We start from the raw sequence: 24,299 nt of genomic DNA, 5'->3' as shown, positions 1-24,299 counted from the left end.
CCAAGCACTGTTGTAGACGACTCACCACCGGGTCGGCGAGAAGGATCCGGCTTCCGCCGGGGCCGGTGACGGTCAGAAGCTCTTAGACCAGCGAACCATCGGTGACATACGTGCTGGCTGAGAGGAAGATCGATAGCGAACCAACTGGTCGCAACCAAGACGCGCTGGCGCGTGACATCGCTACCGCCCACTCTCGCTGAATCAAGAGTCTCCCCCAGGAGGTTGCGGTGACAGATGGCGCCGTGCCAGCCGAGACGTCCGTTCGGGTAGAGCGCTGCGACGTCTGCATTGTCGGAGCCGGCATCGCCGGAATCAATGCCCTCTTCGTCGCCAGTCGGTACTTGTCTCGTTCGCAGAAAATCATCCTGGTCGATCGCCGCGATCGTTCCGGCGGGATGTGGGTCGACACCTATGCGTACGTACGACTGCACCAACCGCATGGCCTGTTCACCGCGGGCAACATCAAGTGGACACTTGGCCAGGATCGCTCCTACCTGGCAACCAAGGACGAGGTGCTCGCCCACTTCGAACACTGCCTCGAGATTGTCAGACAACGAGTGCAGGTGGAGGAATACTTCGGCTGGGAGCTGGAGTCACAGGACGATTCCGACAGGATTGTGCGCGTCACCTGCAAGTCGTCGGGCGGCCGACGAATGGTTGTCGAGGCGAAGCGACTGATCAAAGCCGGCGGATTCGGGGTTGTGCCCAACGCCCCGCTCGAGATTTCCAGCGCACGGATCGTGTCGGTGTCACCCGACTTCTGCGATATGCGGGGTGACGAGATGCGGGCGAGCGACGCCCCTGTGTGGATCGTGGGCGGGGGAAAGACCGCGATGGATACCGCTCACACGCTGATCACGGAATGCCCCGGTCGGGAAGTGAACCTGGTGGCAGGTTCAGGCACGTTCTTTTCGGACCGTGACCGTTTGTTCCCGGTAGGCGGCCGACGCTGGTGGGGCGGCACGCTGGCATCCGGGGTTTTCACGGAACTGGGTCGGCGCTTCGACGGGACCAACGAGACCGATGTCGCGACTTGGTTACGCACGACCTACGGCACGTGGTTGACCCCCACCACAGGCAACTACCTGCTGGGCTTGCTGTCGGCATCGGAGAACAAGACGATCGCCGACGGCCTGAACGAGGTGATCATGGATCACGTCGTCGATGCCGTCGACCGCGACGGCGACATCGACTTGGTGTTCCGCAGCGGATCAGCGAAGAAGATTCAACCGGGCAGCTGGATAGTGAACTGCACCGGATATTTGCTGCGCGGCGACCCGCCACCGCCCTACGAACCCTATGTTTCCGACAGCGGTGCGGTCGTCTCGGTGCAGCCGCGCTCCGCCACATTCCATCTGACGTCGTACATGGGCTACTTCTTGACCCACCTACTGTTCTTGGACAAGCTCGAGGAAGTCCCGCTGTATGAACTCGACGCGCTGGACCTACGGACGAAGTCGAGTGCGGCACTTCCGTATGTGCTCGGCTCGCTGGCCATGCACAACCTCAGCCTCGTCGTCGACGCCATCCCGAACAAAGTGTTCCTCGATTGTGGATTCGATCTCGATCGCTGGTACCCGCTGCCGCGCCGCATGATCGGAACGACGCGGTTCATGCTCACCCACCGCCGCGGACGCGAGCACCTCCGGCAAACCCTGGACACTGTGCGCACACGCTTCGATGTTCGCTGCGGCCCACTGGGCCGGGCGCAACCATCGGGACCTCATCTCAGCGCCATTGGATCGCCGGAGACCACCGCCAATTCAAGAACTCCAGCGAGAACGTCCCCGCCTTCGGTGCGGTCGGGCAGGTCACGGTGAAGGTGCCGTTGCGCGGGATGTCGGCTTGGACCTCGCCGAGATAGTTCGTTTTCCAGCTGTGGGTCGCGTCGGTCGAGTTCCAACACCGGATCGCCCGCGCGCCGGCCCCTGCTGCGTCGACGACGGTCACGGTGACAGTCTTCGCACCCGATTGGGCGATGGTCACCGGCTCATGGGTCGACGGCGCCGGAGCGGTCGGCGCCGATGGCAACGACGGGTTGCCCGGCAATTCAGCGGGTGCGGGGCCCGGATCGACCCGGGCAGCAGGGCGGATGACCTGTGCGCCTTGCACACCCACCCACGTTGCGATGTCCTTCTTGCTCTCGAACACGTGGTTTCGATACAGAGCGTGCATCCATTGATTGGTTGCCGGTTTGAACTTTCCGTCTTGTCCGCTCAGATCCTGACCGTCGCACACGGGGTCGCCGTACACGCAGATCGACACGACCGGATCGGTCTTCGCGAATGCCGCGCGTTGACCGAGCGAGCCGCCGATCTTCCAATGGTCCTGATCCTGAGTGAGCTTGTCCTTGTCGAAGATCGCTTCGGTGGTGCGCGGCGAGCTCCCGTTGTAGGCGGGGTCCGCGATCAGGATGACCGCGCCGATGCGCGTTCGGTCCACGGGTCCGTTGCCGTGGAAAACCGACTGCGCGAGGTCACCCATGATGTGAGCGCCCTGCGAGTATCCGACCAGCGTGAACTTGGCCGAACTGCACGCCGCTGCTCGCTTTTTCAGCTCGTCGTAGGCGCGCGAGTAACCAGTATCCTTACTCAGCTTGTATGCCGACGCGTCGTAGGCCACTTTCGCGACGACCGCGCTGCCCCATTTGACGCCGGTCGCCGGATAGTTGATCGGGGCCAACAGCGCTGGCCCCCCGAGGGTGTCGGTGAACGCGGTGATCGCCGTGGCGACTTCGGCACCGAACTGCGCGACGCGGTCGTTGCTGTCGAGAGCGGGCGGAATGTGTTGCGGACCTTGATCAGTACCCGCAGCGCCGATCACGACCGTCGATAGGCAGTTGTCCTCGGCCGACGCCGTGCCTGCGCCGTTCACCACCGCGAAGGACACCAGCACAACGGCGCAGACCAGGACTCGCTCGACCAGCTTCGAGGTGGATGGGCGTGAGTGGAGTACGGATATCATCGCAACCCTTTCGGCGATCCGCCGTCGCGACGGCCTAGCGTTGACCACGTCCGAAGACTCAACATAACAGACGTTATGGTCGGTGGACCGCGAAATAGTCGGCGCTGCTGGCGATCCCACCTGTCGGCGGCGACGGGTCAGGTGCACTTGCTTCGCTGTTGGTTCCCACAGAACGCGGCCTGCTCACGCCGTTCCACGGGCTGCGCCGGGCGGCCTTCGATAGCTTCGACGCATGGTGAGACACAGACGATGGACTCGACGGCAGACTCTGTCGATGGGAGCCCTGCTGCTCGGTGGAGTGTTCTCGGGTGCGGGCGCCTCGGCCGTGTCCCGTGCCGAGGAAAACCCCGGCGTCCGATACCAGGGGTACTCCGCCGACGATCGGGCGAAGCCCTATGCGAGGTTCATGGCCACACAGACGAGCCCCGCACCGGCATCGGTGCTCAGCACCTACGACGGTCCGCCGGTGCCGCCGAATACCATTCCGGACTTTTCGGCACTTTCGCGTGATCTCGCGCCCACTGGCTACTCGACGGTCGAAACCGGATATGGACAGACCGCGAGCGGGATGGTGTGGGCGGCGGTACACACCGACATGCCGAATGTCACTGCGGAGATGTGGGATTGGTGGTTCGGCTGGCATTCGGCGGAATCGGCGAGATACAAGCTGTGGCATCCTGACGCACACCTGTATGCCGGAATCAGCGTGGACAAGACCAGCCACGCTGTAGCGGACCGAGCGAAGTACGTCGGCAACATCTCCTATGTCGATGAGTATGTCGGCCCGAAACTGCAACAGCTCGCCATCGCCTTTCTCGATCCACAGGACCACGGATTCGACGTACCCGACGGTCACACAGTGATATTCGGACGGGTAGGCAGCAGCGTGGCGCCGGTCGATCTGGGCTGGCTGGCACATCAGGTTCGGCCGGTTCCCGGCGGATGTGAAATGCGCAGCCGCTTCTATCTCAACCACTACGGGCTACACAGCCCCGACCTGGTCCGCGCCGCACAGGCAGTCAGCCGGGGTGCCGCGGTCGATGTAGCGGATCTCGTCCTCGGCACCGATCTCGCCCGCGATCTCCTGCTGCACTGCGGGCAGGAGATGCACCACTTGGCCCAATTCCTGCCTGATCTCCACGACGAAATCGCCAATTCGCAGGAAACGGAACCCGCTGGGCGCTGAGGCGTCATCAGAGGCCGAAGACGGTCGCTGGATCGGACAGATGGCGAGCTCGAGCAGTTAGGTGCGCTGGCCTACCTGGTCGTGCCCGCCCACGCTGGTATCGAGGGCGCCGAGTTGGAGTTGTGTGGCGAGGGCCTGTAGCGCTTCGGGGTCGTGTGGTGGCACCCGTTCCATCGCGCTGAAAGCCAGGTGGTCAGCGATCAACATGGTGCGTACCTCGGTGTCGGCGAGCTCGCCGGTCAGCGCACCTTCGGGCAGGGTCTGCACCATCGCGAAAGTGGTGTCGACGATCAGCGGCACCAGCGAAGTCGGCATCGACAGCGGGTCACCCACAACGAGCGCCTCGGTCGCCTTGTTCGTACCGTCGGCGAACTCCGGTGCGACGTCCAGCATTCGGTGGACCGCCACGTCGACACTTCGCCGCACCCGATCCAGCATCTTGGTCCAGTACTTCGACGAGGACGCCGCAAGGAGCGCGGCGCCGACCTTGCGCCGGAAGGGCGGGGGCGCGTCGACGGCACCACACAGGAAAGCCGTCGTGGTGATGGTCATGTGCGCCATCGCCGCCCGCGCACCAAAACTCGGCGTGGCGGGACCGAGCCTGGCCAGCAGGGCGAAGCCGCCCAGCGCCGGTACCAGGAGCTGGAGCATGACCTTCCGCTTCAGCTCCTCGCGGTCGGCGACGCCGTAGATCTCCAACTCGTTGTCACGCAGGTCGTTGGCGGACTGAGCGATGATAGCGAGACAGCCGGCCAGTTCGCGCAGATCCGCCTCGGGCACAACGGCTTCGGAGGCGAGTTCACACGCGTAGTAGGTGACCCGGCCGAGCACACCTTCGCTGTAGGCGACCCGCGACAGCGGTGAGTCGATATTGCGGGCCATCACCGCTGCGACATCGCTGACCACCGCGCCGACACGCTTGCGCCCGGCTGGCGACAGCGCTACGAGCAGAGCCCTGATGTCGCCGATACGCTCGGCCAGGAGCCGGTCGACCGCTTCGCTGTCGCGGGCTTCTGCGCTGACCGAAGGCAGCGCAGGAGGCTTGATGTCAGTGTTGCCATTGAGGTAGTCCGCAGCGTCCAGCACGGCGCAGCTCGCGATCGCGCGGTCGCTGAGATCCTCGAAGGCGTCCAGAACTCGGCAGGCCAGCAGAGCGGCGGTGGCCTCTGCCTGCAGGTGCGTGGGCAGGTAGCTCACCGCGATGCCCAGGTTACGACCGGCTGGGATCAGTGCCAGCCGGGCCAGCTCCGCAGGTGAGGAGGCGGCCCGTAGCGCGGCCATGTCCGGTGCGCGGCGCAGGTGCCGAAATCCATGGGCGAGTGATCCGATTCTGGTCTGCCTCATCGGGTGATCACTTCCTGTAGCAGTTCATGGAGGTCGTCGCGGGCAGGCGATGCCGGGAAGATGTTCAGTGCAGCGCTCGCCTTCTGCGTGGCGTCGAGGGCAACCGCCCGTGCGGCTTTGGTGGCCCCGCTGTCGATCAGGTCGGTTTGCAGGGTCGCGCTCGAAGTGTCGGCAGACAGCCACATCTCCCGCGCGCCGGGGCGCAGCTCGAGCCATTCGATCACCGGCCAGGTCGGAACCCGTCGTTCCAGGTCACCGCCTGCGTCCTTGCCCAGCTCGGGACCGCCCTCGATATCGCGGACGTCGTCCATGATCTGGAACGCGAGTGCGAGCTCGTCGGCGTATGTCATCAGTGCTCGCAGGCGATCGTGATCGGCACCGCCCGCGGTTCCCCCGTAGGAGCATGACAATCGGAACAAAGTACCTGTCTTGGCGCCGGCAACGAGTCGGTAGTGACGGCGCAGCGCGGTCGCATCGACCGCGGGCGGCAGCATCTCGATGAGCTGACCGAATGACAGATCCGACAGCCCGTCGGAATACGTCACACCGGGTACCTCACCCAGGCGAGCGAACACGCTCGGGTCGGCGGCAAGCACCTGAGCGATCAGTTGTACCGCGGCACCTGCCATGTGGAACCCCGCTCTGGCGGCGATGCGCACGCCGAACGCGGCGGGCACCGAGGTTGCGCCGCGGCGCAGCAGCGAGCCGTCACAAATATCGTCGTGCATCAGCGAGGACTCGTGCAGCATCTCCATCGCGCAGGCCAGATCGAGGGCGGCGCGACTGGGTTCGGACGCGGTGGTGACAAGCAGGCCCGCGCTCGCCAGAACGAGACGTGCCCGCACGCGCTTGCCAGGAGCGGCGAGAACGTGTCTGCAGATGTCGTCGAAACCACCACCGCTGACGAGGATTTCGTACAGGCGCGCATTGACCAGCGGAATCAGTTCGAGCGTTTCGAAGCGCTGGTACTCGGCGACCGGCTCAGTCGCACTCTGGTGTCTGAGCAACAACGCGACCGGTTCGCCCTGGTGCTGTGGGTTACCTGTCGGACGAGCATCGTTACGGCGGACTTCGGGTAGCGCGGGATTGTCCATAACGCTGAATTCCTTTGGTGCGGCCACATGGCGGTGAGATCCCCTGATGGTTCACTGGGGCTGACAGGATTCAGGCGGAGGCGTCGTTCGCGGTGTCCTGCCACAACGACAAGGCCGACGCCGACTTCAGTGGGGAGTAGCACGTAGGCATACGGTGAGCTGATCTTGCGCTGGAAAACAGTGATGTTCGGACGTCGATGGTCACGTCGACACGACGGGGACAATGTGGGTACGGCCGGGAAAACCTGCACAGACCGTTCACGAAAACGCCATTGTCCGGCGATCGGTCATCGAAGGGAGCGACTTCGCTGTGTCGACGATTCTACAGCGGCAATCACGTTGCCGCACAGTAGATTCGGCGCTTCGTGAGACTTCCACGGGCACAGATCTCAGATATTGTGGATTCCTACCAGCTTCCAGGCCATAACCGGGCCGTGGCCATGTCCGTCCGGGGGTGCTCATATCATCTGACACCCCCGCGGATTCCTCGAATACTGTTGCGCCACAGTGTCTTCGACCAACACCTCGGACAGGGGCTGTGGACAGATGTCAACGGCGAGGATGCGCACTGTCGAGACCGAAATGAAGCGGTCTGGGTGCACCAGTGGTGAGACCGCCCCTGGCACGGCTGACTCCTGACCTGTCTCGATGAACCGACCGAGCAATAGTTCAGCAAACCCTGAGCCGATCCATAAAGATTGTGGATGGATCGCTTGTCCGAACGATCAGATCAACGACACCGGCGATATCGTCACGGCAGCGCCGTCAGTCGGGTGCTCGCTACGGAAGGACGGCCTGTGACCGAAACATCGACCCAAGCCTCATCGGCCCCGACCGGACACGGAACCGGGCGTGAAGCCGTGCGCCTGGCGGCGATCGTCGCCGCACTGGGCGTGGTGTTCGGTGACATCGGCACCAGCCCGATCTACACCCTGCAGACGGTGTTCAATCCGGCCGATCCGCATCCGGTGCCGGTGAGCCAGGACAACGTGTTCGGGATCGTCTCGCTGATCTTCTGGTCGGTGACGGTGATCGTGACGATCACCTATGTGATGCTGGCGATGCGTGCCGACAACGACGGCGAGGGCGGCATCATGGCGCTCATCACGCTGCTGCGGCGCTGGAGCGCGCCGGGCGGCAAGCGGACCGCGGCTTTCCTCGCGGCACTGGGGATCTTCGGCGCCTCGTTGTTCTTCGGCGATTCCATGATCACCCCGGCGATCTCGGTTCTCTCGGCTGTCGAGGGATTGAAGATCGTCGAGCCGTCGTTCGAGGAGTTCATCATCCCGATCACCGCGGCGATCATCGTGATCCTGTTCCTGGTGCAGCGCAAGGGAACCGCGGTCGTCGGACGGGTATTCGGGCCGGTGATGATCGCGTGGTTCACCGCGATCGGGATGGCCGGGATCGGGGGCATCAGTGACAATCCGGAAATCCTGAAGGCGATCTCACCGACCTACGCGCTGGGATTTCTGTTCGGCCACTTCGAAATCGCGTTCTTCGCGCTTGCCGCGGTGGTCCTCGCGGTGACCGGCGCCGAAGCCCTCTACGCCGACATGGGTCACTTCGGGCGGCGACCGATCGCCCGAGGCTGGCTGTTTCTGGTGTTCCCGGCATGCATGCTCAGCTACATGGGCCAAGGCGCGCTGGTCCTGTCCGACCCAGCGAACATCACCAGCCCGTTCTTCCTACTCGTTCCCGGCTGGGGTCGACTCCCGATGGTGCTGCTGGCCACCGCCGCGACGGTCATCGCCGCCCAGGCCGTGATCACCGGCGCGTTCTCCGTCGCCTCCCAAGCCGCTCAACTCGGTTACCTGCCGCGACTGCGGATCGTGCACACCTCCGACTCCACCATCGGTCAGATCTATGTCCCGTGGATCAACTGGCTGCTCATGGTCTCCGTCTTGGTCCTGGTCTTCGCGTTCCGCAGCTCCCACGCCCTCGCCTACGCGTTCGGGATGGCGGTCACGGGCACCATCACCATCACCACGCTGCTGTTCTTCTACGTCGCCCGCGCCCGGTGGCGTACCCCGTTCTGGCTGCTCGCGCTCGGTGCGGTGCCGCTGCTGGGTATCGATCTGCTGTTCCTGGGTGCGAACCTCACCAAAATCGTGCACGGGGCCTGGCTACCACTGCTCATCGGCGTCATCGCGTTCACGGTGATGACCACCTGGGAACGCGGTCGCGACATCGTCACCGCGGCACGCGAACAGCGTGAAGGTTCGCTGCAGGAATTCGTCGACGAACTCCGCGACGGACAGCCGAGGACGGTCGAGGTCCCCGGCACGGCGATCTTCCTCAACCGGGGCAAGAAGACGACCCCGCTGGCCATGCGCGCCAATGTCGAGAACAACCACGTCCGACACGAGCATGTCGCGATCGTGAGCATCGCCACCGACCCAGTTCCCCGTGTCCCGTTCACGGAAAGGCTCACCATCGACCACCTCGGGCACGGCGACGACGGCATCATCCACGTCACCGCCCGCTACGGCTACGCCGAACGTCCTGATGTCCCCGCGGCGTTGCGGCATCTCGATGCCTCGGCGACAGAAGGAAGGCTCGACCTCGATCGCGCCTCCTACTTCGTCTCCAAGATCGAACTCCGTCGCGGCGACCAACCGACCATGGCGACGTGGCGCAAACGACTGTTCATCGCCACCTCCCACATCACCGCCGACGCCGCCGACTACTTCTCCCTGCCCCGCGATCGCACCGTCATCATGGGCTCCCACATCGACGTCTGAACCTCGGACATCGATGCCAGAACCGGGACTTCGACACCATCGAACTCGCCAGGTGTCAGGGTCCTGCCTTCATATGACCATGTTTCGAATATCCGGTCCTGGTCAGCGCTCGCTCAACACACCTCTCCAGTACGCCCCGCGCGAGGAAATACCCGCCCGATCCGCGAGTAGACGCCGAGCATAGCTGGATTATTCAGGGCGTCAGGATATTTGGTTTGTCGACGGAGACACTCAACGCGCAACGGCGCGCGCATCAGGTAGACTCCGTGGCCATGCAGGGACATCTCATTTCTACGACGACGCCGGTTACTTCCGGCGACTTCGTGATGGACTGATCTCCCCCAGACCTCTCGAGCCCCGGAACAGTGTTCCGGGGCTTCGTTGTTTCCCCGCCTGTTCCGGTACAAACCACCAGGAGCAGACACTATGGTCGCCGACCACCGGGATCTCAATCTCGACATGGACATCTTCGCTACCGATCCGCTTGCCGGATCCGGTCTCCCGATGTGGCTCCCCGCCGGGGCCGCGATCCGGGAGGAGTTGCAAAAGCTGGCCAGGGAACTGGCGTCGGCCGATGGCTGCCTCGCCGTGTTCTCGCCGGTCCTCGGGAAGCGGGCGCTCTACGAGCGTTCCGGCCATCTGAGCAAGTTCAGCCAGGACATGTTCCCCGCCATGCGGATGGGCGAGGACGAGCTGATGCTGCGGCCGGCGAACTGTCCTCACCACGCGTTGATCTACGCATCGGCGCAACGCTCCTATCGTGAACTGCCGCTTCGCTTCAACGAACTCGCCGCCATGTTCCGAGCCGAACGTTCCGGTGTCGTCTCCGGTTTGAGTCGCGTCCGCCAGATCAACCTCGACGACACTCATTCTTCTGCAGACCCGACCAGGTCCTGCACGAAGCCGAACTCGGGCTGCGGGCAGCGCTGCGCGCTCAACAGATCCTGGGACTTCCCGTCGATTACGTCCGACTGTCGACCAGAGACGACGCCTCCTCGGCATGGCTCGGTACCGACGCCCAGTGGGAGCACGCCCAGGACAACCTTCGCGCCGCCGGTCAGTCCGTCCTCGACGAGCACGGACTGGAACTGATCGAAGCCCCGGGCGAGGCAGCGTTCTACGGCCCCAAGTTCGATCTGCAAGTTCAGGACGGACGCGGCCGCGAGGAAACCATTGCCACCGTGCAACTCGATTTCAATCAGCCCCAACGATTCGGTCTCACCTATGTCGGCGCAGATGGCGGCGAACACCACCCCGTCATGATCCATCGAGGGACAGTCGGGTCGATGGAGCGCGTCACCGCAGCGCTACTCGAACGCTACGCGGGGCGCCTGCCGTTCTGGCTCTCTCCGATTCACCTCACCGTCCTGCCGGTCGGCGCCGACCAGGACGGAGCAGCGCGCGCACTCGCCGACAAAGCTCGCCACGGAGGACTTCGCAGCCGCGTCGACTATGACGGGTCACTGGGAGCGCGCGTTCGACACGCCCGCAAGCTGAGAGACCACCTCATCGCGGTCATCGGGCCGACCGAAATCGCGCAGAACAGCGTTCAGATCACCGACATCGCCAGCGGTGTCCGCACCCAGGTAACCCGAGAACATCTCCTCGAGCTGATGGATGAGGCCTACGTCAACCGCCGGACAACACTGAATTGGTCTCTGTGAAGAGTCGCGTACTCGCTCGGCAGTGGCGGGACGGATGAGCGGGACCAGGTATCGGGCCGCGAATTCGTGTAGCTCGTCGTCGGTTTCGAGGCGGGGCGGGCGTCGGACCCCGGCGTACCCCCGATGGCACGACCGGCGACAGATCAGATCAGGTTCAGTTGACGGAGGTCGGTGCTGTACTTGCGAATGAGCGAGGCCGACATGAGGGGAATGTCGATTTCGGCGGCCTGGATGGCGGCGCGGAAGCGGTCGGTGGGGAATTCGGGTCGGTCGAGGGTTTCGCGGGTGTTGCCGAATGCCTGGAGTAGCGGCTGCAGTGAGTGTCGGCGACGGCCTTCCGGCATGGCGCGGATGGCGGTTTCGAAGCGGGTGAACCACTCGTCGTAGTCGTCGATTCGCGCGAGGGGGTGGCCGGCGTCGACGAGCCAGTCGACGATCACGTCGAGCGAGACGCTTCGCGGATCGAGGACGTTGTAGGTGCGATATCCCGTCATGGTCTGCTCACTGAGTGCGGCGATGGCCGCGGCGGTGACATCGACTGGAAGACCACCGTGGTGGGTGCGTCCTGGATCCTCGGTCGGATAGAACGATCGCGGCGCGATGCCGGTGGCGATGAGGCTGAGCAGCAGGCGGGTGAAGACGTCGGGCACATTCAGCTGCCCTGCGTATCTGCTGTGCGCGAGGATCATGTCCGACCGGAACACCGAAACCGGCAGAGCGAAACGTTCGTGTGCCGCACGCAGGAGCACCTCGCTCGCCCATTTACTCGTCGAGTAGCCGTTGGCGTAGTTCCCGTCGAGTTCGCGAACCGGGCTGGTGAGCCGGATATCGGCGTCCTCGTCGGCGGACGATGTCCGCGTGGCGACCACCCCCATGGTCGAGACGTGGCTTACTCGTTTGATCCGCGCGGTGAGTGCCAGCCGGATCAGCTCGGCGGTGCCGATGACGTTGGGGCCGAACAGTTCTGGATAAGGCAGAACGTGGTTGACCAGCGCGCCCGGGTGGACGATCAGGTCGACGGTATCGGCCAGCCGGTCCCATGTCGGCTCGTCCAGGCCGAGGCCGGGCGCGCTGATATCGCCCGCGAGGACCTCGAGACGGTCCGCGGCCAGATCGTTGAAGCGGCGGACCAGGTCGGGGTCGCCCCGATCGAACGCCGCGGCGAGCCGCAGGCGGGCGGTGGCGGGCGTTGCGCTTCGGACCAGACAGATCACGGTGGCGCTCGTGCGTGTCAGCCATTCCAGGCACAAGAACCGGCCGAGGTAGCCGTTCGCGCCGGTCAGCAGCACCGTGTTCGTCGCGCCGCTCGGCGGCGGTAGGGCACGTGCCGCGTCGAGAGTCGCGGTGTCGATGAACTTGTCCAACGTGAGGTCACCGGCCCGGACTCGGGTGCTGCCGGCGCCGTGCACTGTCGCGAACGTCGGCTGGCGCGGCCCGCCGAGCAATGTTGTCTCGATGTGTCCGGCCAGTTGCCGAAGGTTGTTCGCGGGGTTGATGATGACGCTCACCGGCACCTCGATCTCGAAGATCTCCCCGAGCAGGCCGGCCAAGGACAGCGCCGACAGGGAGTCGCCGCCGAGGTCGGTGAAATGCGCCTCGGCGAGCAACCCGCCGCCCTCACCACCCAGCAATGCCTGAGTAGCGCGCAGGACGGCCTCGGCCACCGGCTGGTTTCGGCCGGCGTGACGCAGCGCGCTCAGCTCACCGGCCTCCCGCTCCGCCAGCTCGGCGTACATCCGCTCCAGACGCTGGCCGTAGCGGTCTTTCAGCTTGGGGCGCAGCAGTTTACGGACGTCGGAGAGCAGGCCGTTCGCCGTGCTGAACGGCTCGGTCTCGATCAGCCAGTCGCGCGGGATCTCATAGCGTGCCAGGTCCGCGTTCTTCGCGATCGTCCGCAACGATTCGCCGATCAGCGGTTTCAGGTCCGCGACGGCCGCACCGACGCGGTCGAGCGCCGCCGGGGTCGGCACCACGACCGCGAGCGGATAGGCGCGCTCGCTGTTGCCATAGACAAAGATCTGGCTGACCAGCGGGCTGGTGACGAACAGCGCCTCCAACCGCGCGATGCCCACGAACTCGCCGTTGGATAACTTGAGCACATTCGTGCGGCGATCGAGGTACACCAGCTCGTCCGGCCCGATCTCGGCCATGATGTCGCCGGTCCGGTAGTAGCCCTCGCGGTCGAAGATCTCCGCGGTGGCCTCGGGACGTTTGTAGTACCCGGGAATGACGGCGTCGGTCTTGACCAGCAACTCGCCGCGCGGGTACGGCGAGTCGGTACGCGAGTAGCCTAGTTCGGGCACGTCGACCAGCTTGTAGTCGCGCACCGGCGGTCGGCACACCTTCCCGTTGACCATGATCCGGCCCGCTTCGGTCGAGCCGAAACCGTCCTGGAGCGGAAGGTCGACACAGGATTCGACGAAGGCGGTCATCTCCGCGGACATCGGCGCCGACCCGGTGCCGACCCACACCACGCGGCCGCCGAGAAACTGTTCACGCAGTTCCTCGCGCACCCGTGCCTCGGCCGCGACCCGGTCGCCGGCCGCTTGGCGGTCCAGTTCGCTGTGAAATCGCTGGAAAAGCATGTCGCACACGCGCGGCACCAGTCGCAGTGTCGTCGGCCGGACCAGGGCGATGTCCTCGAACAGTGTCGACATGTCGCTGTTCGCCGTGAAGTAACCGATGCCGCCGGCCGCGAGAGTGCCGGAGAACGCGGCGCGTCCCGACACGTGGCTCATGGGCAGGCAGTGCACGCCGATGATCGGCAGCTCGTCGGTCCCCGGCCAGAACCCACGCCACGCCGGGATGACCATGCGGTCGGTGTACATGGCACCCTTGGGCGCCCCGGTACTGCCCGAGGTGTAGATGAGCATGGCCAGTCGCTCACTCGCCGGGTCGGCTTCGAACTGCGGTATCGGCGGTAGAGCAGCTCCGCGCGCGAGCACCTCGGCCAGTGTGTCGAGTGCGATCGGGCTGCCGGCCAGGCGACGGCACGCAACCTCGACCTGCTCACGATGCTCGTCGACGGCCGCCTGATAGTCGAAGACCACCAGGCGGCGCACCGACGTGCTCGCCAGTGCGCACTGGACGGCGGTGGTCAGCCGTTCGACGCTGGTGGCCAGCACGCGTGGTCCGGTCTCGGCGATGATCGGCGTGAGCTGGTCGGCGGACGGACCGGCGGGCAACGGCACCGACACCGCGCCGAGCCGGACGCAGGCCAGCTCGATAGTGGCGTAGTCGGTGCTGGTGAAACCGACGACGGCGACGAACTCGCCCGCACGCAACGGCGACCGGGGATGGTGATGCCATTCGGTCGCGACAGCGCCCGCCCGCGACCACAGTTCGCCATAGGTGATGGTCTCGAAGGCCGGCAGCAGGCGAAGTGTCGTACGGCCGGTCGCCGGGTCGGTGCTCGTTTCCCGCGCGCGTTCCCCGACGGCGGGCCGGTCCGCGTAGCCCTCCATGATCGTGGCCACGATCCGCCCCAGCGACAGCCCCGGCTTCCGGATCGCCGCGGTGACCGCCGCGTTCGGCTCGGTATCGCGGAACTGCCGGTCGGCGGCGTGTAACTCAGCGATACGCCGCGCGCGCCGAGCGCCGAGATCACTGGTCTCCGAGCGCGAAACAGTCACCACTGCCAGCCTCCGTAAGCAATTTCCCCGTTCGCCACACGCGACCCGGGATAGGGACTCTACGGCGATCAACTGATGTGCATTCAGCGGCGAAAGTCGATAAATCGCTTTCCTATCAACCGATTCGACTATGCGACCAGACCACACGAACTCGGCTGTCTTCCTTAATGTTTCGATTCAAACGAGGACGAATCAAAGGATTTGACGTGAATGAACTCGGAGCAGTGGAGGAACTGGAGGCGGCGGCCTCCGGCCTCACCGGGCTCACCGACTTCGGCCCGACGGAGTACCGGGCTGGGCTCGGGGTGCTGCTGTCCTCTTACCAGGAGGAGGCCGACCTGAGCCCGCGAGGCATCCAGGCGGTCCAGGGCGAGCTGACCGGCATCCTCGCGTCCCGGCTGATCAGCCAGGCCCAGTGGGCGGCGCGCCCCGAATACGCCGAGGTAGCGATCGAGCGGCCGGTGTTCATCGTCGGCATGCCGCGCACCGGGACGACGACCCTGCACCGGATGTTGACCGCCGACCCAGCGCACCAGGGCCTGCAGATGTGGCTCGGTTACGCGCCACAGCCCCGGCCGGCGCGCGCGGACTGGGAGACCGACCCGGTCTTCCAGATGGTGCAGAAAGGCATCGACGGATTCGTCGAACAGGTCCCCGGCTACCTGGGTATTCACAATCGCAGAGCCGACGAGGTCGAGGAATGTTGGCTGTTGACCCGCCAATCGATGCTTTCGGCGTATTTCGAGTTCACCGGGAACCTGCCGACGTACTCGGCGTGGCTGGCCGAGCAGGACTTCACCGAGACCTACCAACGGTACCGTCGTAACCTGCAATTGATCGGGTTGCCCGACGCGGGCAAACGCTGGGTGCTCAAGTCATCGAGTCATCTCGTCTGCTTGGATGCGCTGCTGGCGACGTTCCCGGACGCCCTGGTGATCCAGACCCATCGTCGACCCGCCAGTGTGGTGCTCGGCTCGGCGTGCAGCATGGTGGACAAGATGGTCGCGGGCCGGTCAGCGAGTTTCCAGGGCGAGGCGATCGGGCCCATCCTGCTCGATTTCGCCGTTCGCTCGCTCGAGCGCTACGCCACGGACCGGGCCGCATACGACCCGGCCGTTTTCTACGACGTCGAGTTCGACGACTTCACGGCCGACCCGCTGGCCGTCGTCACCGACATCTACCGGCGCCTGGGCCGCGACCTCACCGACGAGGTCCGCACCGCGATGCTCGCGGTGGTCGCCGAGGACGACCGCCTCCGTTCGCACACCTACGACCTGACCGACTACGGCATCACCGCCGACGAGGTCGACGCCCGACTCAGCACTCTGCTCTGAAGGGAACGATCATGGCGACGCAGTCCTCGGTCTCGGCATTGGATCGCTGGGGTTTCTCCACCTGGCTCGAAAGCGCGCGCGAGAGCGGCGAATTCATCACGTTGCCCGAGCTCGACGGCATCAACGACGCGGTCGTGAGCATCGACGGCAAGAAACTGGTCAACTTCTCCGGCATCGGCATCCTGGGCTGGCAGCACGACCCGCAGGTGCGCGAGGTCTTCGCCGAGACAGCGGCGGATTACGGCCTCGTCGTCGGCGGCTCCCGGATCATCCAGGGCGTCTCCCGGCCGCACCTCGAGCTGGAGACGCTCGTCGCCGAGATCACCGGCAAGGAGCGAGCGCTCACCTTCGCCACCGGAATGCTGGCCAATCTCGGTTTCGTGAACGCGATGAGCACCCGTTTCTCGTTCAACAACAACCACGGCGTCGACAATACCGACACTGTGCTCGTGCTGGACCGGGAATGCCACTGGAGCATGTGGAAGGCAGCGGAGCGATTCAAGTTCGGCCGCAACCTGGTCATGTTCGACCACAACGACACCGCCAGTCTCCGACGCGAGCTGGAGCAGCTGGCGGGTCGCAAGATCATCGTCGGATTCGAGGCCGTGTACTCCGCCGACGGGTCGCTCGCCCCGGTCGCCGCGATCCTCGATCTGTGCGAGGAGTTCGGCGCGATCAGCTTCGTCGACGACGCCAACGGGTTCATGGTCTACGGCAACGGCGGTCACCGGTTCGCCGCCGAGTACGCGGCGCTGCGCCGGGCGACCTTTCTGATGGTGTCCTTCGGCAAGGGCGTCGGGCTCAGCGGCGGCGCGCTCGCCGGACCGGCCGACGCCCTGGACGCGTTCCGCTTCCTCTCCGGCACAACGGTTTTCACCACCAACATCCAGCCGCCGACCGTCGGCGCCATCGTGCACGTGCTGCGTCGGATGCGGCGTGACCCCTCGATCATGGAGAACTATCTCGACCGGGTCGACCGGTTGCGGGAACGGCTGCTCCGGATCGGCTGCACGATCAACCCGACACCCACGTACGTGACCTCGATCCTGGTGGGCGCGAACGACACCGCCGTGCGGGTGCGACAGGAGTTCATCGACCGCGGCTACCTGGTGCCGATGTTCGGCTACCCGGCGGTGCCGAAGGACCGCGCGGTGATCCGCCTGCTGGTGAACAACCGGATCTCCGACGAGCAGCTCGACGGCTTCGTCGACACCCTCGCCGAGCTCCGGGAGAAGTACGGGTTCTGATCATGACCGCCACGCCGGCGATCTCGCTGCCGCCTGGTTCCCGACTACCCCGTTCGGTCCAGGGACTTCTCTACCTCACCGGTCGCCGCCGGATGATGCGGCGCTCACGCCGGCGGCTCGGTCCGGTGTTCACGCTGAATCTGCCGGTCATCGGACCGGCGGTCTTCGTCGGCGACCCGGTGCTGGCCCGTCAGGTGTTCGCGGCCGGCCCCTCGGTCGCCGGGAAGGCCGAACCCAACCTCGGCGCCTTGCTCGGTCCCGGGTCGTTGTTCAGTCTCGACGACGAGCCCCATCGTCGACGTCGCCAACTGCTGTCCCCGCTCTTTCACGGCAAACGGATGCGCGAGTACGAGGCCCTCATCGAACGGGAGTACGCGGACGAGGCGGCGACGTGGCCGGAGAACACCGAATTTTCGATCCTGCCCGCGACTGTCCGCATCACGCTCAACACCATCCTGCGCGCGGTGTTCGGCGCGGACGGCGAGGAGCTCGCTGCCTTGCGTCGGCTGATGCCGACCCTCGGTGAGGCCGGCTCGCGGTTGGCGGCCGGCGGTGCGATCGGGTTCGGTCGTGGCCGTTCGGCGCGGACCCGACTCGATTCGCTTCGCAGCGAATACGACGCGCTGATCGCGAAGCTGATCAGCCGCGCACTCGCTGATCCGCGCCTGGCGGACAGAGGCGACATCCTCGCGCTGCTGCTGCGCAACCACTACGAAGACGGAGAGCCCATGTCGCACAGCGAGATCGCCGACGAGTTGGCGACCTTGCTCACCGCGGGCAACGAGACCTCCGCCAATACCCTGGCCTGGACGCTGGAACGCCTGCGCCGACACCCGGACGCGCTGGCCCGGCTGGTGGAGGACCTGAACGCCGGAAACGACGAGGTGCTCCAGCACACGATCTGGGAGGTTCAGCGCGTTCGACCGGTGATCGGCACGGTTTCCCGGCAGGTGAAGGCGCCGAGCTTGGCGTTGGGCGAGTGGGTGATTCCGCGCGGCCACCGCATCATCGTCTCGATCGCACTGATCCACGGCGACGAAGCCGTCTATCCCGACCCCGAGGCCTTCGATCCCGACCGTTTTCGCGGAAGCCGACCCGACCTCATGTCGTGGCTTCCCTACGGTGGCGGGAATCGTCGCTGTATCGGTTCGGACTTCGCCGAGACCGAGATGAAGGTCGTCCTCCGTTGCCTGCTCAGGGATTTCGAGCTGTTGCCAGCTACCGCGACCGGGGAGAGAATGCGCGATCGCGGTATCGCCTACATGCCGGGCAAAGGCGGTCGTGTGGCCTTGCGCCGTCGACAGTTCAGTCCAGAGCGCGGCACTGCTCGATGAAGTGGACCAGCTCGTCGAGCCGGTCCGAGCGCACGTCGACCGCGCGGTCGACCACCTTGACCAGGTGCGCGTAGGCGGCGGTGTGGTCGTAGTCGGCGACGTCGGCGATGCGCAGGGCCCAGCGCCAGTAGCCGCGCATGGTGTCGGCCAACGGCATCCGGAACCCCTCGATGACCTCACGGATCGGTTCGACCACCGCGTCGCCGTGCACCCGGATATACCGGCTCACGACGTCGGCCATGAAGGTGAAATGCCGGGCCTCGTCACGGGACAGACGAGTCAGCACCGCGCCGAGTACCGGATCGGCGACCACATCGCGTAACTGCTGGTAGTAGATCTGGGTCGCCTTCTCCTGCACCAGCGCGTAGGCGAAGAACTGCACCGGATGCCGGTAGGGCAGATCGAACGGCTTGCGACCCTCGACCGCGAGATCGGTCCGCAGTGTTGCGCGGTCGGCGATTCCGGCGGCCTCCTGATAGCGCGCGAGCGCCCGCGCGTGGGTGTCCTCCTCGGCCGCCCAGCGCACGGTGAAGTGATACAGCTCGCGATTGTGAACGAAGGTCTCGGCGTCGACCGAGTCGTCCACGGGGAAATACCGGTGATAGACGTCGAAATAGCCGGGCAGGTGATCCTCGATATAGGTGATGAACTGCACGGCCGAGCGCTGGCCCTCGGTGAGTCGACCCGCGTCGGCCAAGTCCCAGTCGAAGGCGGTTTCCACGTCCCAGCCGCGCGCGGCCGGGGAGGCGGCGAAGAATCCGTCGACGGCGGCACCGACGTCGCCGGCCGGGATCATCTCGGCTCCGACGATCGAGCGTTCGGTCGAAAGGCGTTCGGGCATCGACTTCTCGGACATGGGGACTCCTCCCGGTCAGCGGGCATTGCGGCAGGTCAGGGCGTAATGCTTGGTGGTGTAACCCCAGCCGGCGTTGGCGATCTCCAGATACCGCCGCAGCGTGGCGGCCAGTCCAGGTCCGTGCGCGTCGATCCGCTCGGCGGCCGCGTCCACGTTGGCGATCCAGTCGTCGATGGTGCGGCGGTAGTCGTTGGTGAGATCGTCCACCGAGTCGATGGAGAACCCGGCGTTCTCGGCAGCGGCCACCAGCTCCGACAGCGGGCGCAGCTCGCCGAATCCGAAGATGTCCGAACGGATGAACCGGGTGCCGGTTCGATCGTCGAACGCGGTTCGCGCCCGGGCGCTGCGAAAGCAGCTCTCCGACACGTAGAGCATGCCGCCGCGTCGCAGGGTGCGCCGGGCGCGGGCGAACGCGGCGTCCACGTCGGGCATGTGCACGATCGACCCGAGCATCGTCACCGCGTCGAAGGTGGCGGCGGGCAGTTCCAGCTGCTCGAAGTGCGCGACCTCGGTCCGCACACGGTCGGTGAGACCGCGGGCAGCGGCCTGCTCGGCGATGTACTCGTGCTGGCGCGGCGCGGGGCTGACGCCGACCGTCCGACAGGCGAATTCCTCGGCCATGAACAGGATCAGCGAACCCCAGCCGCAGCCGGCGTCGAGCACCCGCTCACCGCCCGAGAGGCCGAGCCGCCCCGCCACGAATCGCAACTTGTGCCGCTGTGCCTGCTCGAGGGTGTCGGTATCGGTCAGGTACCGACCGGAGCTGTATTTGCGCAGCGGGTCGAGGAATTCGCCGAAGACCTCGGGATCGAGGTCGTAATGCTGGTTGGTGTCGGCGACCTCGGTCACGCGGGAACCTCCGCCAACGCTTTGTGCACTACGGCCGCCACGTCGGCGAGGGTGGACATGCCGAACACGTCCTGGTCGTCGAGCTCGATGTCGTAGGCGCGCTCGATGCGGGCCACCATGCGCAGCACGCGAACCGAGTCGACGCCGGCCACACCGCGCAGGTCGACGTCGGACCCCAACTCGGCGGCGGGGACGCCGATCTCGGCGGTGGCTATCTCGGTCACGGTGAGCAGGATGTCGGCGACGGCAGGGGTGCTCATGGGCGAACTCCGTTCTGGGTTGACATGGCGTGCTCGAGCCGAGCGACGTCGGCGTCGTCAAGGGTGAGTAGGTGGCGGACGTCGCCGAGGGCGAACGGCCGGTAGGTGGCCGAGGCGGACGCGCAGAGCTCGTCGTCCACGTCGTGAATATCCGCGCTCGCCGTGATGACGACGGCGTCCGTGCGGGAGATGGTCGCGGTGCAGTGGTAGTCGTGGTCGACCCGCAACGGCGTGAGGTAGCGGGTGCGCATCGAGACGGTGAAGGCGGGCACGCCACGCTCGACCATGATCACGTTGGCCATCACCTCGTCGCAGATCACGCCGACCAGACCGCCGTGCAGGACACCGGGATACGACTCGAAGGACCGGGTCGGCCGGAAGCTCGCTCGCAGACCGCCGGGGCGGCGGGTGAAGCGCAGCCCGAGACCCGCCGGGTTGTGCGGCGAGCAGCCGAAGCAGTGGTAGTCCGGCACCGCCTCCCAGGGCAGCCGTACCGCAAGATCGGGGGTGTCCGTGCGGGCGGGCTCATGAGCGTTCATCCAGCTCAGGCGATCGCGTCGGCCAGGGCACGCCGCACCCGGGCGTTGGAGGACAGGTCGAGCCCGGTGATCCCGGAGAAAGTGCGCCGAACCTTGTCGTGCAGCACCTCTATCTCGCCTTCGGCGGCGATCTGATCCAAGAACAGCTCGAAGCCGGTGTCGATGGTCTCGTGCTCGCCGAGTTCGGTGAGGCCCGATTTGAATGTGCTCACCGGATGCTTGATCTTGGCCTCGGAACTGTAGACATAGAGCGTTTCCAGCACCGACGGCAGCTCCTCGGGTCGCTGGGCGAGACGCTGCGCGGTGTAGTGGATGAATTCGCGCGCGTGGCCTGCCTCGTCGCGGCTGGCGTTCAACAGCAGCCCCTCGAGCACCGGCTCCCCCACCCACTGCGACACCGCCCGGTAGACGTGGTTGACGGTGAGCTCGGAGATGATGTTGGTGGCCAGGGTCGCCGACGGCGTCGTGCCCGGCGCGTACGGCTGGCGCATCGCCCCGACCGCCGTGTCGTCGACGCTTTCGCCGACCGCGGCCAGCCAAGCCCGGAAGGCGTAGTGGTGCTGCACTTCCTGATAGCCCCACACCACGGCGAAGGTGGAGAAATCATAGTCGTCGACGAATTCGTTGAGGAATCCGTGCACGGCGGCGATGACATTGGATTCGCCCATGGTCGCGCTCTTGGCGAGGGTCACGTACTCGGGCCGGACCAGTGCGGGGTCGATGGCGTCGAGGTCGAGGTCACCCAGCCGCCAGTGCTGGCGCTCGTAATGGCGGAAGACGTCGTAGCTGTGCATGGTTGCTCCGAATCTCGCTCGGTGGCGATCAGTTCCCTGGCGGCGAGTCGCCGCAGTTTGCCGCTGCTGGTTCGGGGGATGCTGCGCGGCGCGACCAGATACACCCGCACAGCGGTCAGGCCGAGCCGGGCGGTGATCCGTCCGGCTATGGCGGCGGTGAGCTCGTCGCGAGCGGTGTCGACGAGTTCGGTTTCGGCGATGACGGCGATGGTGTCGCCGCCCTCGGGGTCGGCCGCGGCGGTGCAGCGGCCCTTGTAGACGCCGTCGAGATCGCGCACGGCGGCCTCCACGTCGTGCGCGTAGTAGTTGACCCCTCGCACGGTGATCATGTCCTTGCTGCGGCCGGTCACATACAGCTCGCCGTCGCGCCGGTAGCCCAGATCGCCGGTCCGCAGCCAGCCCTCGCTGAACAGCTCGGCAGCGGCCGCTAGGTCGGCGGTGAGGTAGCCGTCGGTCACCGACTCGCCGCGAATGAGGATCTCGCCGACCTCGCCGTCCGGCACGGTCATACGTGAGTCGGGGTCGACCACACGGAGCCGCAGGCCGGCGACCGGCGTGCCGACGCCCGCGACCGCCCGGGCTCCCTCGGCCTCGGGGGAAACCCGCTGTGCCCTACCGGAATCCGACAGCGTCACGCGGTCGACCCAGTCGAAGACCGGTTCGCGGCCGAGCGGCGGGAAGGTGACCGCGAGGGTGGCCTCGGCCATGCCGTAGACCGCCAGCATGGCCGCGGGGTCGAATCCGGCCGGTCGGAAGCGCGCGCAGAACTCTCGCACCACGTCGTGGGCGATGGGTTCCGCGCCATTGAAGGCGATCCGCCAGTGGCGCAGGTCGTAGTCGGCCGCGCGGTCCGGCGCCACGGCGGCCAGCAGGGCCTCGTAGCCGAAGTTCGGCATCGCGGAAATGGTCGACCCGCTGGCGGCGAACTCACGCAACCAGCGCTCGGGGTCCTTGACGAACGCCGTCGGCGACCACAGATGCGACGGGATACCGCGCAGGATCGCCGACAGCGTGCCGATCAGGCCCATATCGTGGAACAACGGCAGCCAGAACCCGCCCTGGTCAGCCGGGCCGAGGTCGATCCCGGTGCGGATGGCGGCCAGCCCGGCCAGCACCTGCCGATGGGTGAGACGCACGCCCTTCGGTGCGGCGGTGCTACCCGAGGTGAACTGCACAACCGCGACATCGTCCGGATCGACCCGGGGCAGCCCCGCTGCTGTCGTTTCGGCGAACAGGGTTGCGGTATCGAGGAATTCGACGCCGATAGCCGCCCGCAGTGGTTCGACGATGGCGGCGAACTGCGGCGACACCAGAATGGTCCGCATCCCGGCAGCGGCGGCGATTCCTGCCAAACGCGCTGGGTAGGAAGCCAATTGGCGGGCACCGGCGGGCAGCGGCAGCGGGGTGGCCGCCCCGCCCGCGGTCGTGGTCGCGAACAGGCCGATGAGGAACTCCGGCGCGTTCGGGCACAGCAGGCCAACCGGCTCACCGCGCCCGATACCGCGTGCGACCAGCGCGGCAGCGGCGGCAACGGACCGTTCGCGGAGATCGGCGTAGGTGAGCGTCGACTGCGACAATGACCAGAACGTGGTGCGGACCTGCGGGTGCGCGGTCGCGACCTCGGCCAACCGCTGATGCAGCGTCAGTCCCGATACGGACGATGTCATTGCTGTATGACAAAGGCCGCAGGTATCCAAACCCTGAACGATCAGTTAAATGCGAGGCTGCGATAACATAGTCCGCTGCGGCAATAACAATACCGCGAAATTCCCTGATAGCTCAGCTCAAAAAGAAAATGCGGGCCCGGGCGAGAGAAAACGCCTGGACCCGCATCGTGTCGTCGCCTCGTGCAGCACGGCCGAACCCGGTCCACGGCCCGTGATTCTGCCGCCTTCGAGAACTCCATCGATTGCCGTCCCGCACCGCAGTACGATGAGAGTGCGAACCTGATACTCGATCAGGTCGAGGCTTGGGTCGGCGCCCCGCTGGCCTTTGCAGACCGGAGTCGCGGCATGAATATCGTCGTCTGGATCGTTTCCGGCCTGCTGGCCGCGATGTTTCTCATGGCCGGTTCGATGAAACTCGCCAAAACCAAAGAACAGCTCGTCGCCGACCCGAAAATGGGCTGGGCCGAGTCGTTCCCGGAAGGCCTGATCAAGTTCATCGGCGCGGCCGAAGTCGCCGGTGCACTCGGCCTGATCCTGCCCGGCGTGTTCGACATCGCCACCTGGCTGGTGCCCGCGGCCGCCATCGGCCTCGCGGCGATCATGGCCGGCGCGGCCATCACACACGGGCGCCGCGGCGAATGGTCGAACGTCGCGATAACCATAGTGCTGCTGGCAGTGGCGGTGTTCGTCGCGGTGGAACGGATCGGCCCGCAAGCGTTCTGAGTCGTCGCGATCCGCTGTCGGTGTTGACACGGCGGGCGATGGCCTGACCGATCTGACCGGCTCTGTCG

At 65.8% G+C, this 24,299-nt stretch carries 18 protein-coding genes and 1 pseudogene; 9 read left to right on the top strand and 10 right to left on the bottom strand.

What is annotated here, in order from left to right:
* Positions 1-227 precede the first annotated feature (227 nt).
* Positions 228-1,820 carry an FAD-dependent oxidoreductase gene (locus ACFVJ5_RS04270; RefSeq protein WP_379218438.1) on the top strand — a complete coding sequence of 531 codons (1,593 nt, stop codon included), beginning with the start codon at positions 228-230 and terminating at the stop codon, positions 1,818-1,820.
* Here ACFVJ5_RS04270 and ACFVJ5_RS04265 read toward each other — a convergent pair.
* Entirely contained in the window at positions 1,729-2,964 is a 1,236-nt protein-coding gene (locus ACFVJ5_RS04265; protein WP_379218437.1) for a cutinase family protein, read from the bottom strand. The genes ACFVJ5_RS04270 and ACFVJ5_RS04265 overlap by 92 nt on opposite strands.
* 274 nt (positions 2,965-3,238) lie before the next feature.
* Between ACFVJ5_RS04265 and ACFVJ5_RS04260 the strand changes: the two genes are divergently transcribed.
* A complete protein-coding gene (locus tag ACFVJ5_RS04260) occupies positions 3,239-4,150 on the top strand; it encodes a DAPG hydrolase family protein (RefSeq protein WP_379218436.1) in 912 nt (303 codons plus the stop codon).
* A 57-nt stretch (positions 4,151-4,207) separates the two neighbouring features.
* On the opposite strand, the gene ACFVJ5_RS04255 is transcribed toward ACFVJ5_RS04260, so the two are convergent.
* The gene (locus tag ACFVJ5_RS04255) at positions 4,208-5,494 is read right to left on the bottom strand and encodes a hypothetical protein (protein ID WP_379218435.1); all 1,287 of its coding nucleotides are present in this window, start codon (positions 5,492-5,494) and stop codon (positions 4,208-4,210) included.
* Positions 5,491-6,588 (bottom strand): polyprenyl synthetase family protein, encoded by a 1,098-nt coding sequence (locus ACFVJ5_RS04250; protein ID WP_379218434.1) that lies wholly within the window; start codon positions 6,586-6,588, stop codon positions 5,491-5,493. Before ACFVJ5_RS04250 ends, ACFVJ5_RS04255 begins: the two co-directional genes overlap by 4 nt.
* 797 nt (positions 6,589-7,385) lie before the next feature.
* Here ACFVJ5_RS04250 and ACFVJ5_RS04245 point away from each other — a divergent pair.
* From ACFVJ5_RS04245 to ACFVJ5_RS04235, 3 genes and pseudogenes are all read left to right on the top strand, one after another.
* Positions 7,386-9,332, top strand: a complete 1,947-nt coding sequence (locus tag ACFVJ5_RS04245) for a potassium transporter Kup (protein WP_379218433.1) — start codon at positions 7,386-7,388, stop codon at positions 9,330-9,332.
* A 426-nt stretch (positions 9,333-9,758) separates the two neighbouring features.
* Positions 9,759-10,594: pseudogene (locus ACFVJ5_RS04240) on the top strand (aminoacyl--tRNA ligase-related protein); the annotation flags it as partial.
* A complete protein-coding gene (locus tag ACFVJ5_RS04235) occupies positions 10,592-10,996 on the top strand; it encodes a His/Gly/Thr/Pro-type tRNA ligase C-terminal domain-containing protein (RefSeq protein WP_379219766.1) in 405 nt (134 codons plus the stop codon). The pseudogene ACFVJ5_RS04240 and the gene ACFVJ5_RS04235, both read left to right, overlap by 3 nt.
* A 143-nt stretch (positions 10,997-11,139) precedes the next feature.
* On the opposite strand, the gene car is transcribed toward ACFVJ5_RS04235, so the two are convergent.
* Positions 11,140-14,628 carry a carboxylic acid reductase gene (gene car / locus ACFVJ5_RS04230; protein WP_379219765.1) on the bottom strand — a complete coding sequence of 1,163 codons (3,489 nt, stop codon included), beginning with the start codon at positions 14,626-14,628 and terminating at the stop codon, positions 11,140-11,142.
* 167 nt (positions 14,629-14,795) lie between these two features.
* Between car and ACFVJ5_RS04225 the strand changes: the two genes are divergently transcribed.
* The 3 genes from ACFVJ5_RS04225 to ACFVJ5_RS04215 are packed head-to-tail and all read left to right on the top strand — an operon-like array spanning position 14,796 to position 18,543.
* Positions 14,796-15,962 carry a sulfotransferase family protein gene (locus ACFVJ5_RS04225; protein WP_379218432.1) on the top strand — a complete coding sequence of 389 codons (1,167 nt, stop codon included), beginning with the start codon at positions 14,796-14,798 and terminating at the stop codon, positions 15,960-15,962.
* A gap of 11 nt (positions 15,963-15,973) precedes the next feature.
* Positions 15,974-17,209, top strand: a complete 1,236-nt coding sequence (locus ACFVJ5_RS04220; RefSeq protein ID WP_379218431.1) for an aminotransferase class I/II-fold pyridoxal phosphate-dependent enzyme — start codon at positions 15,974-15,976, stop codon at positions 17,207-17,209.
* A gap of 2 nt (positions 17,210-17,211) precedes the next feature.
* Positions 17,212-18,543, top strand: a complete 1,332-nt coding sequence (locus ACFVJ5_RS04215) for a cytochrome P450 (RefSeq protein WP_379218430.1) — start codon at positions 17,212-17,214, stop codon at positions 18,541-18,543.
* Here the strand turns inward: ACFVJ5_RS04215 and ACFVJ5_RS04210 are convergent.
* The 6 genes from ACFVJ5_RS04210 to ACFVJ5_RS04185 are packed head-to-tail and all read right to left on the bottom strand — an operon-like array spanning position 18,515 to position 23,508.
* Positions 18,515-19,399 carry an acyl-ACP desaturase gene (locus ACFVJ5_RS04210; protein WP_379218429.1) on the bottom strand — a complete coding sequence of 295 codons (885 nt, stop codon included), beginning with the start codon at positions 19,397-19,399 and terminating at the stop codon, positions 18,515-18,517. The two genes, ACFVJ5_RS04215 and ACFVJ5_RS04210, sit on opposite strands and share 29 nt — an antisense overlap.
* Positions 19,400-19,414: 15 nt before the next feature.
* Entirely contained in the window at positions 19,415-20,248 is an 834-nt protein-coding gene (locus ACFVJ5_RS04205; protein ID WP_379218428.1) for an SAM-dependent methyltransferase, read from the bottom strand.
* A complete protein-coding gene (locus tag ACFVJ5_RS04200) occupies positions 20,245-20,508 on the bottom strand; it encodes an acyl carrier protein (RefSeq protein WP_379218427.1) in 264 nt (87 codons plus the stop codon). The genes ACFVJ5_RS04205 and ACFVJ5_RS04200 overlap by 4 nt, the downstream gene beginning before the upstream one ends.
* Positions 20,505-21,047 carry a PaaI family thioesterase gene (locus ACFVJ5_RS04195; protein WP_379218426.1) on the bottom strand — a complete coding sequence of 181 codons (543 nt, stop codon included), beginning with the start codon at positions 21,045-21,047 and terminating at the stop codon, positions 20,505-20,507. Before ACFVJ5_RS04195 ends, ACFVJ5_RS04200 begins: the two co-directional genes overlap by 4 nt.
* 5 nt (positions 21,048-21,052) lie before the next feature.
* Entirely contained in the window at positions 21,053-21,841 is a 789-nt protein-coding gene (locus ACFVJ5_RS04190; protein WP_379218425.1) for a ferritin-like domain-containing protein, read from the bottom strand.
* Positions 21,736-23,508, bottom strand: a complete 1,773-nt coding sequence (locus ACFVJ5_RS04185; RefSeq protein ID WP_379218424.1) for an AMP-binding protein — start codon at positions 23,506-23,508, stop codon at positions 21,736-21,738. The genes ACFVJ5_RS04190 and ACFVJ5_RS04185 overlap by 106 nt, the downstream gene beginning before the upstream one ends.
* 180 nt (positions 23,509-23,688) lie before the next feature.
* Here ACFVJ5_RS04185 and ACFVJ5_RS04180 point away from each other — a divergent pair, with 180 nt between their 5' ends.
* Positions 23,689-24,231 carry a DoxX family protein gene (locus tag ACFVJ5_RS04180; protein ID WP_379218423.1) on the top strand — a complete coding sequence of 181 codons (543 nt, stop codon included), beginning with the start codon at positions 23,689-23,691 and terminating at the stop codon, positions 24,229-24,231.
* The last annotated feature ends 68 nt before the right edge of the window (positions 24,232-24,299 follow it).

The organism is Nocardia sp. NPDC127606 (assembly GCF_042671725.1).
Classification (GTDB): domain Bacteria; phylum Actinomycetota; class Actinomycetes; order Mycobacteriales; family Mycobacteriaceae; genus Nocardia.
This window is presented reverse-complemented; position numbering and strand designations above follow the sequence as displayed.

Bases quoted from the DNA above. Each gene is read 5' to 3' on its own strand.
- ACFVJ5_RS04210 (WP_379218429.1), bottom strand. From the start codon at position 19,399: ATGTCCGAGAAGTCGATGCCCGAACGCCTTTCGACCGAACGCTCGATC.
- ACFVJ5_RS04235 (WP_379219766.1), top strand. From the start codon at position 10,592: ATGATCCATCGAGGGACAGTCGGGTCGATGGAGCGCGTCACCGCAGCG.
- ACFVJ5_RS04185 (WP_379218424.1), bottom strand. From the start codon at position 23,508: ATGACATCGTCCGTATCGGGACTGACGCTGCATCAGCGGTTGGCCGAG.
- ACFVJ5_RS04190 (WP_379218425.1), bottom strand. From the start codon at position 21,841: ATGCACAGCTACGACGTCTTCCGCCATTACGAGCGCCAGCACTGGCGG.
- ACFVJ5_RS04255 (WP_379218435.1), bottom strand. From the start codon at position 5,494: ATGAGGCAGACCAGAATCGGATCACTCGCCCATGGATTTCGGCACCTG.
- ACFVJ5_RS04260 (WP_379218436.1), top strand. From the start codon at position 3,239: ATGGGAGCCCTGCTGCTCGGTGGAGTGTTCTCGGGTGCGGGCGCCTCG.
- ACFVJ5_RS04250 (WP_379218434.1), bottom strand. From the start codon at position 6,588: ATGGACAATCCCGCGCTACCCGAAGTCCGCCGTAACGATGCTCGTCCG.
- ACFVJ5_RS04220 (WP_379218431.1), top strand. From the start codon at position 15,974: ATGGCGACGCAGTCCTCGGTCTCGGCATTGGATCGCTGGGGTTTCTCC.
- ACFVJ5_RS04200 (WP_379218427.1), bottom strand. From the start codon at position 20,508: ATGAGCACCCCTGCCGTCGCCGACATCCTGCTCACCGTGACCGAGATA.
- ACFVJ5_RS04265 (WP_379218437.1), bottom strand. From the start codon at position 2,964: ATGATATCCGTACTCCACTCACGCCCATCCACCTCGAAGCTGGTCGAG.
- ACFVJ5_RS04225 (WP_379218432.1), top strand. From the start codon at position 14,796: ATGTTTCGATTCAAACGAGGACGAATCAAAGGATTTGACGTGAATGAA.
- ACFVJ5_RS04215 (WP_379218430.1), top strand. From the start codon at position 17,212: ATGACCGCCACGCCGGCGATCTCGCTGCCGCCTGGTTCCCGACTACCC.
- ACFVJ5_RS04195 (WP_379218426.1), bottom strand. From the start codon at position 21,047: ATGAACGCTCATGAGCCCGCCCGCACGGACACCCCCGATCTTGCGGTA.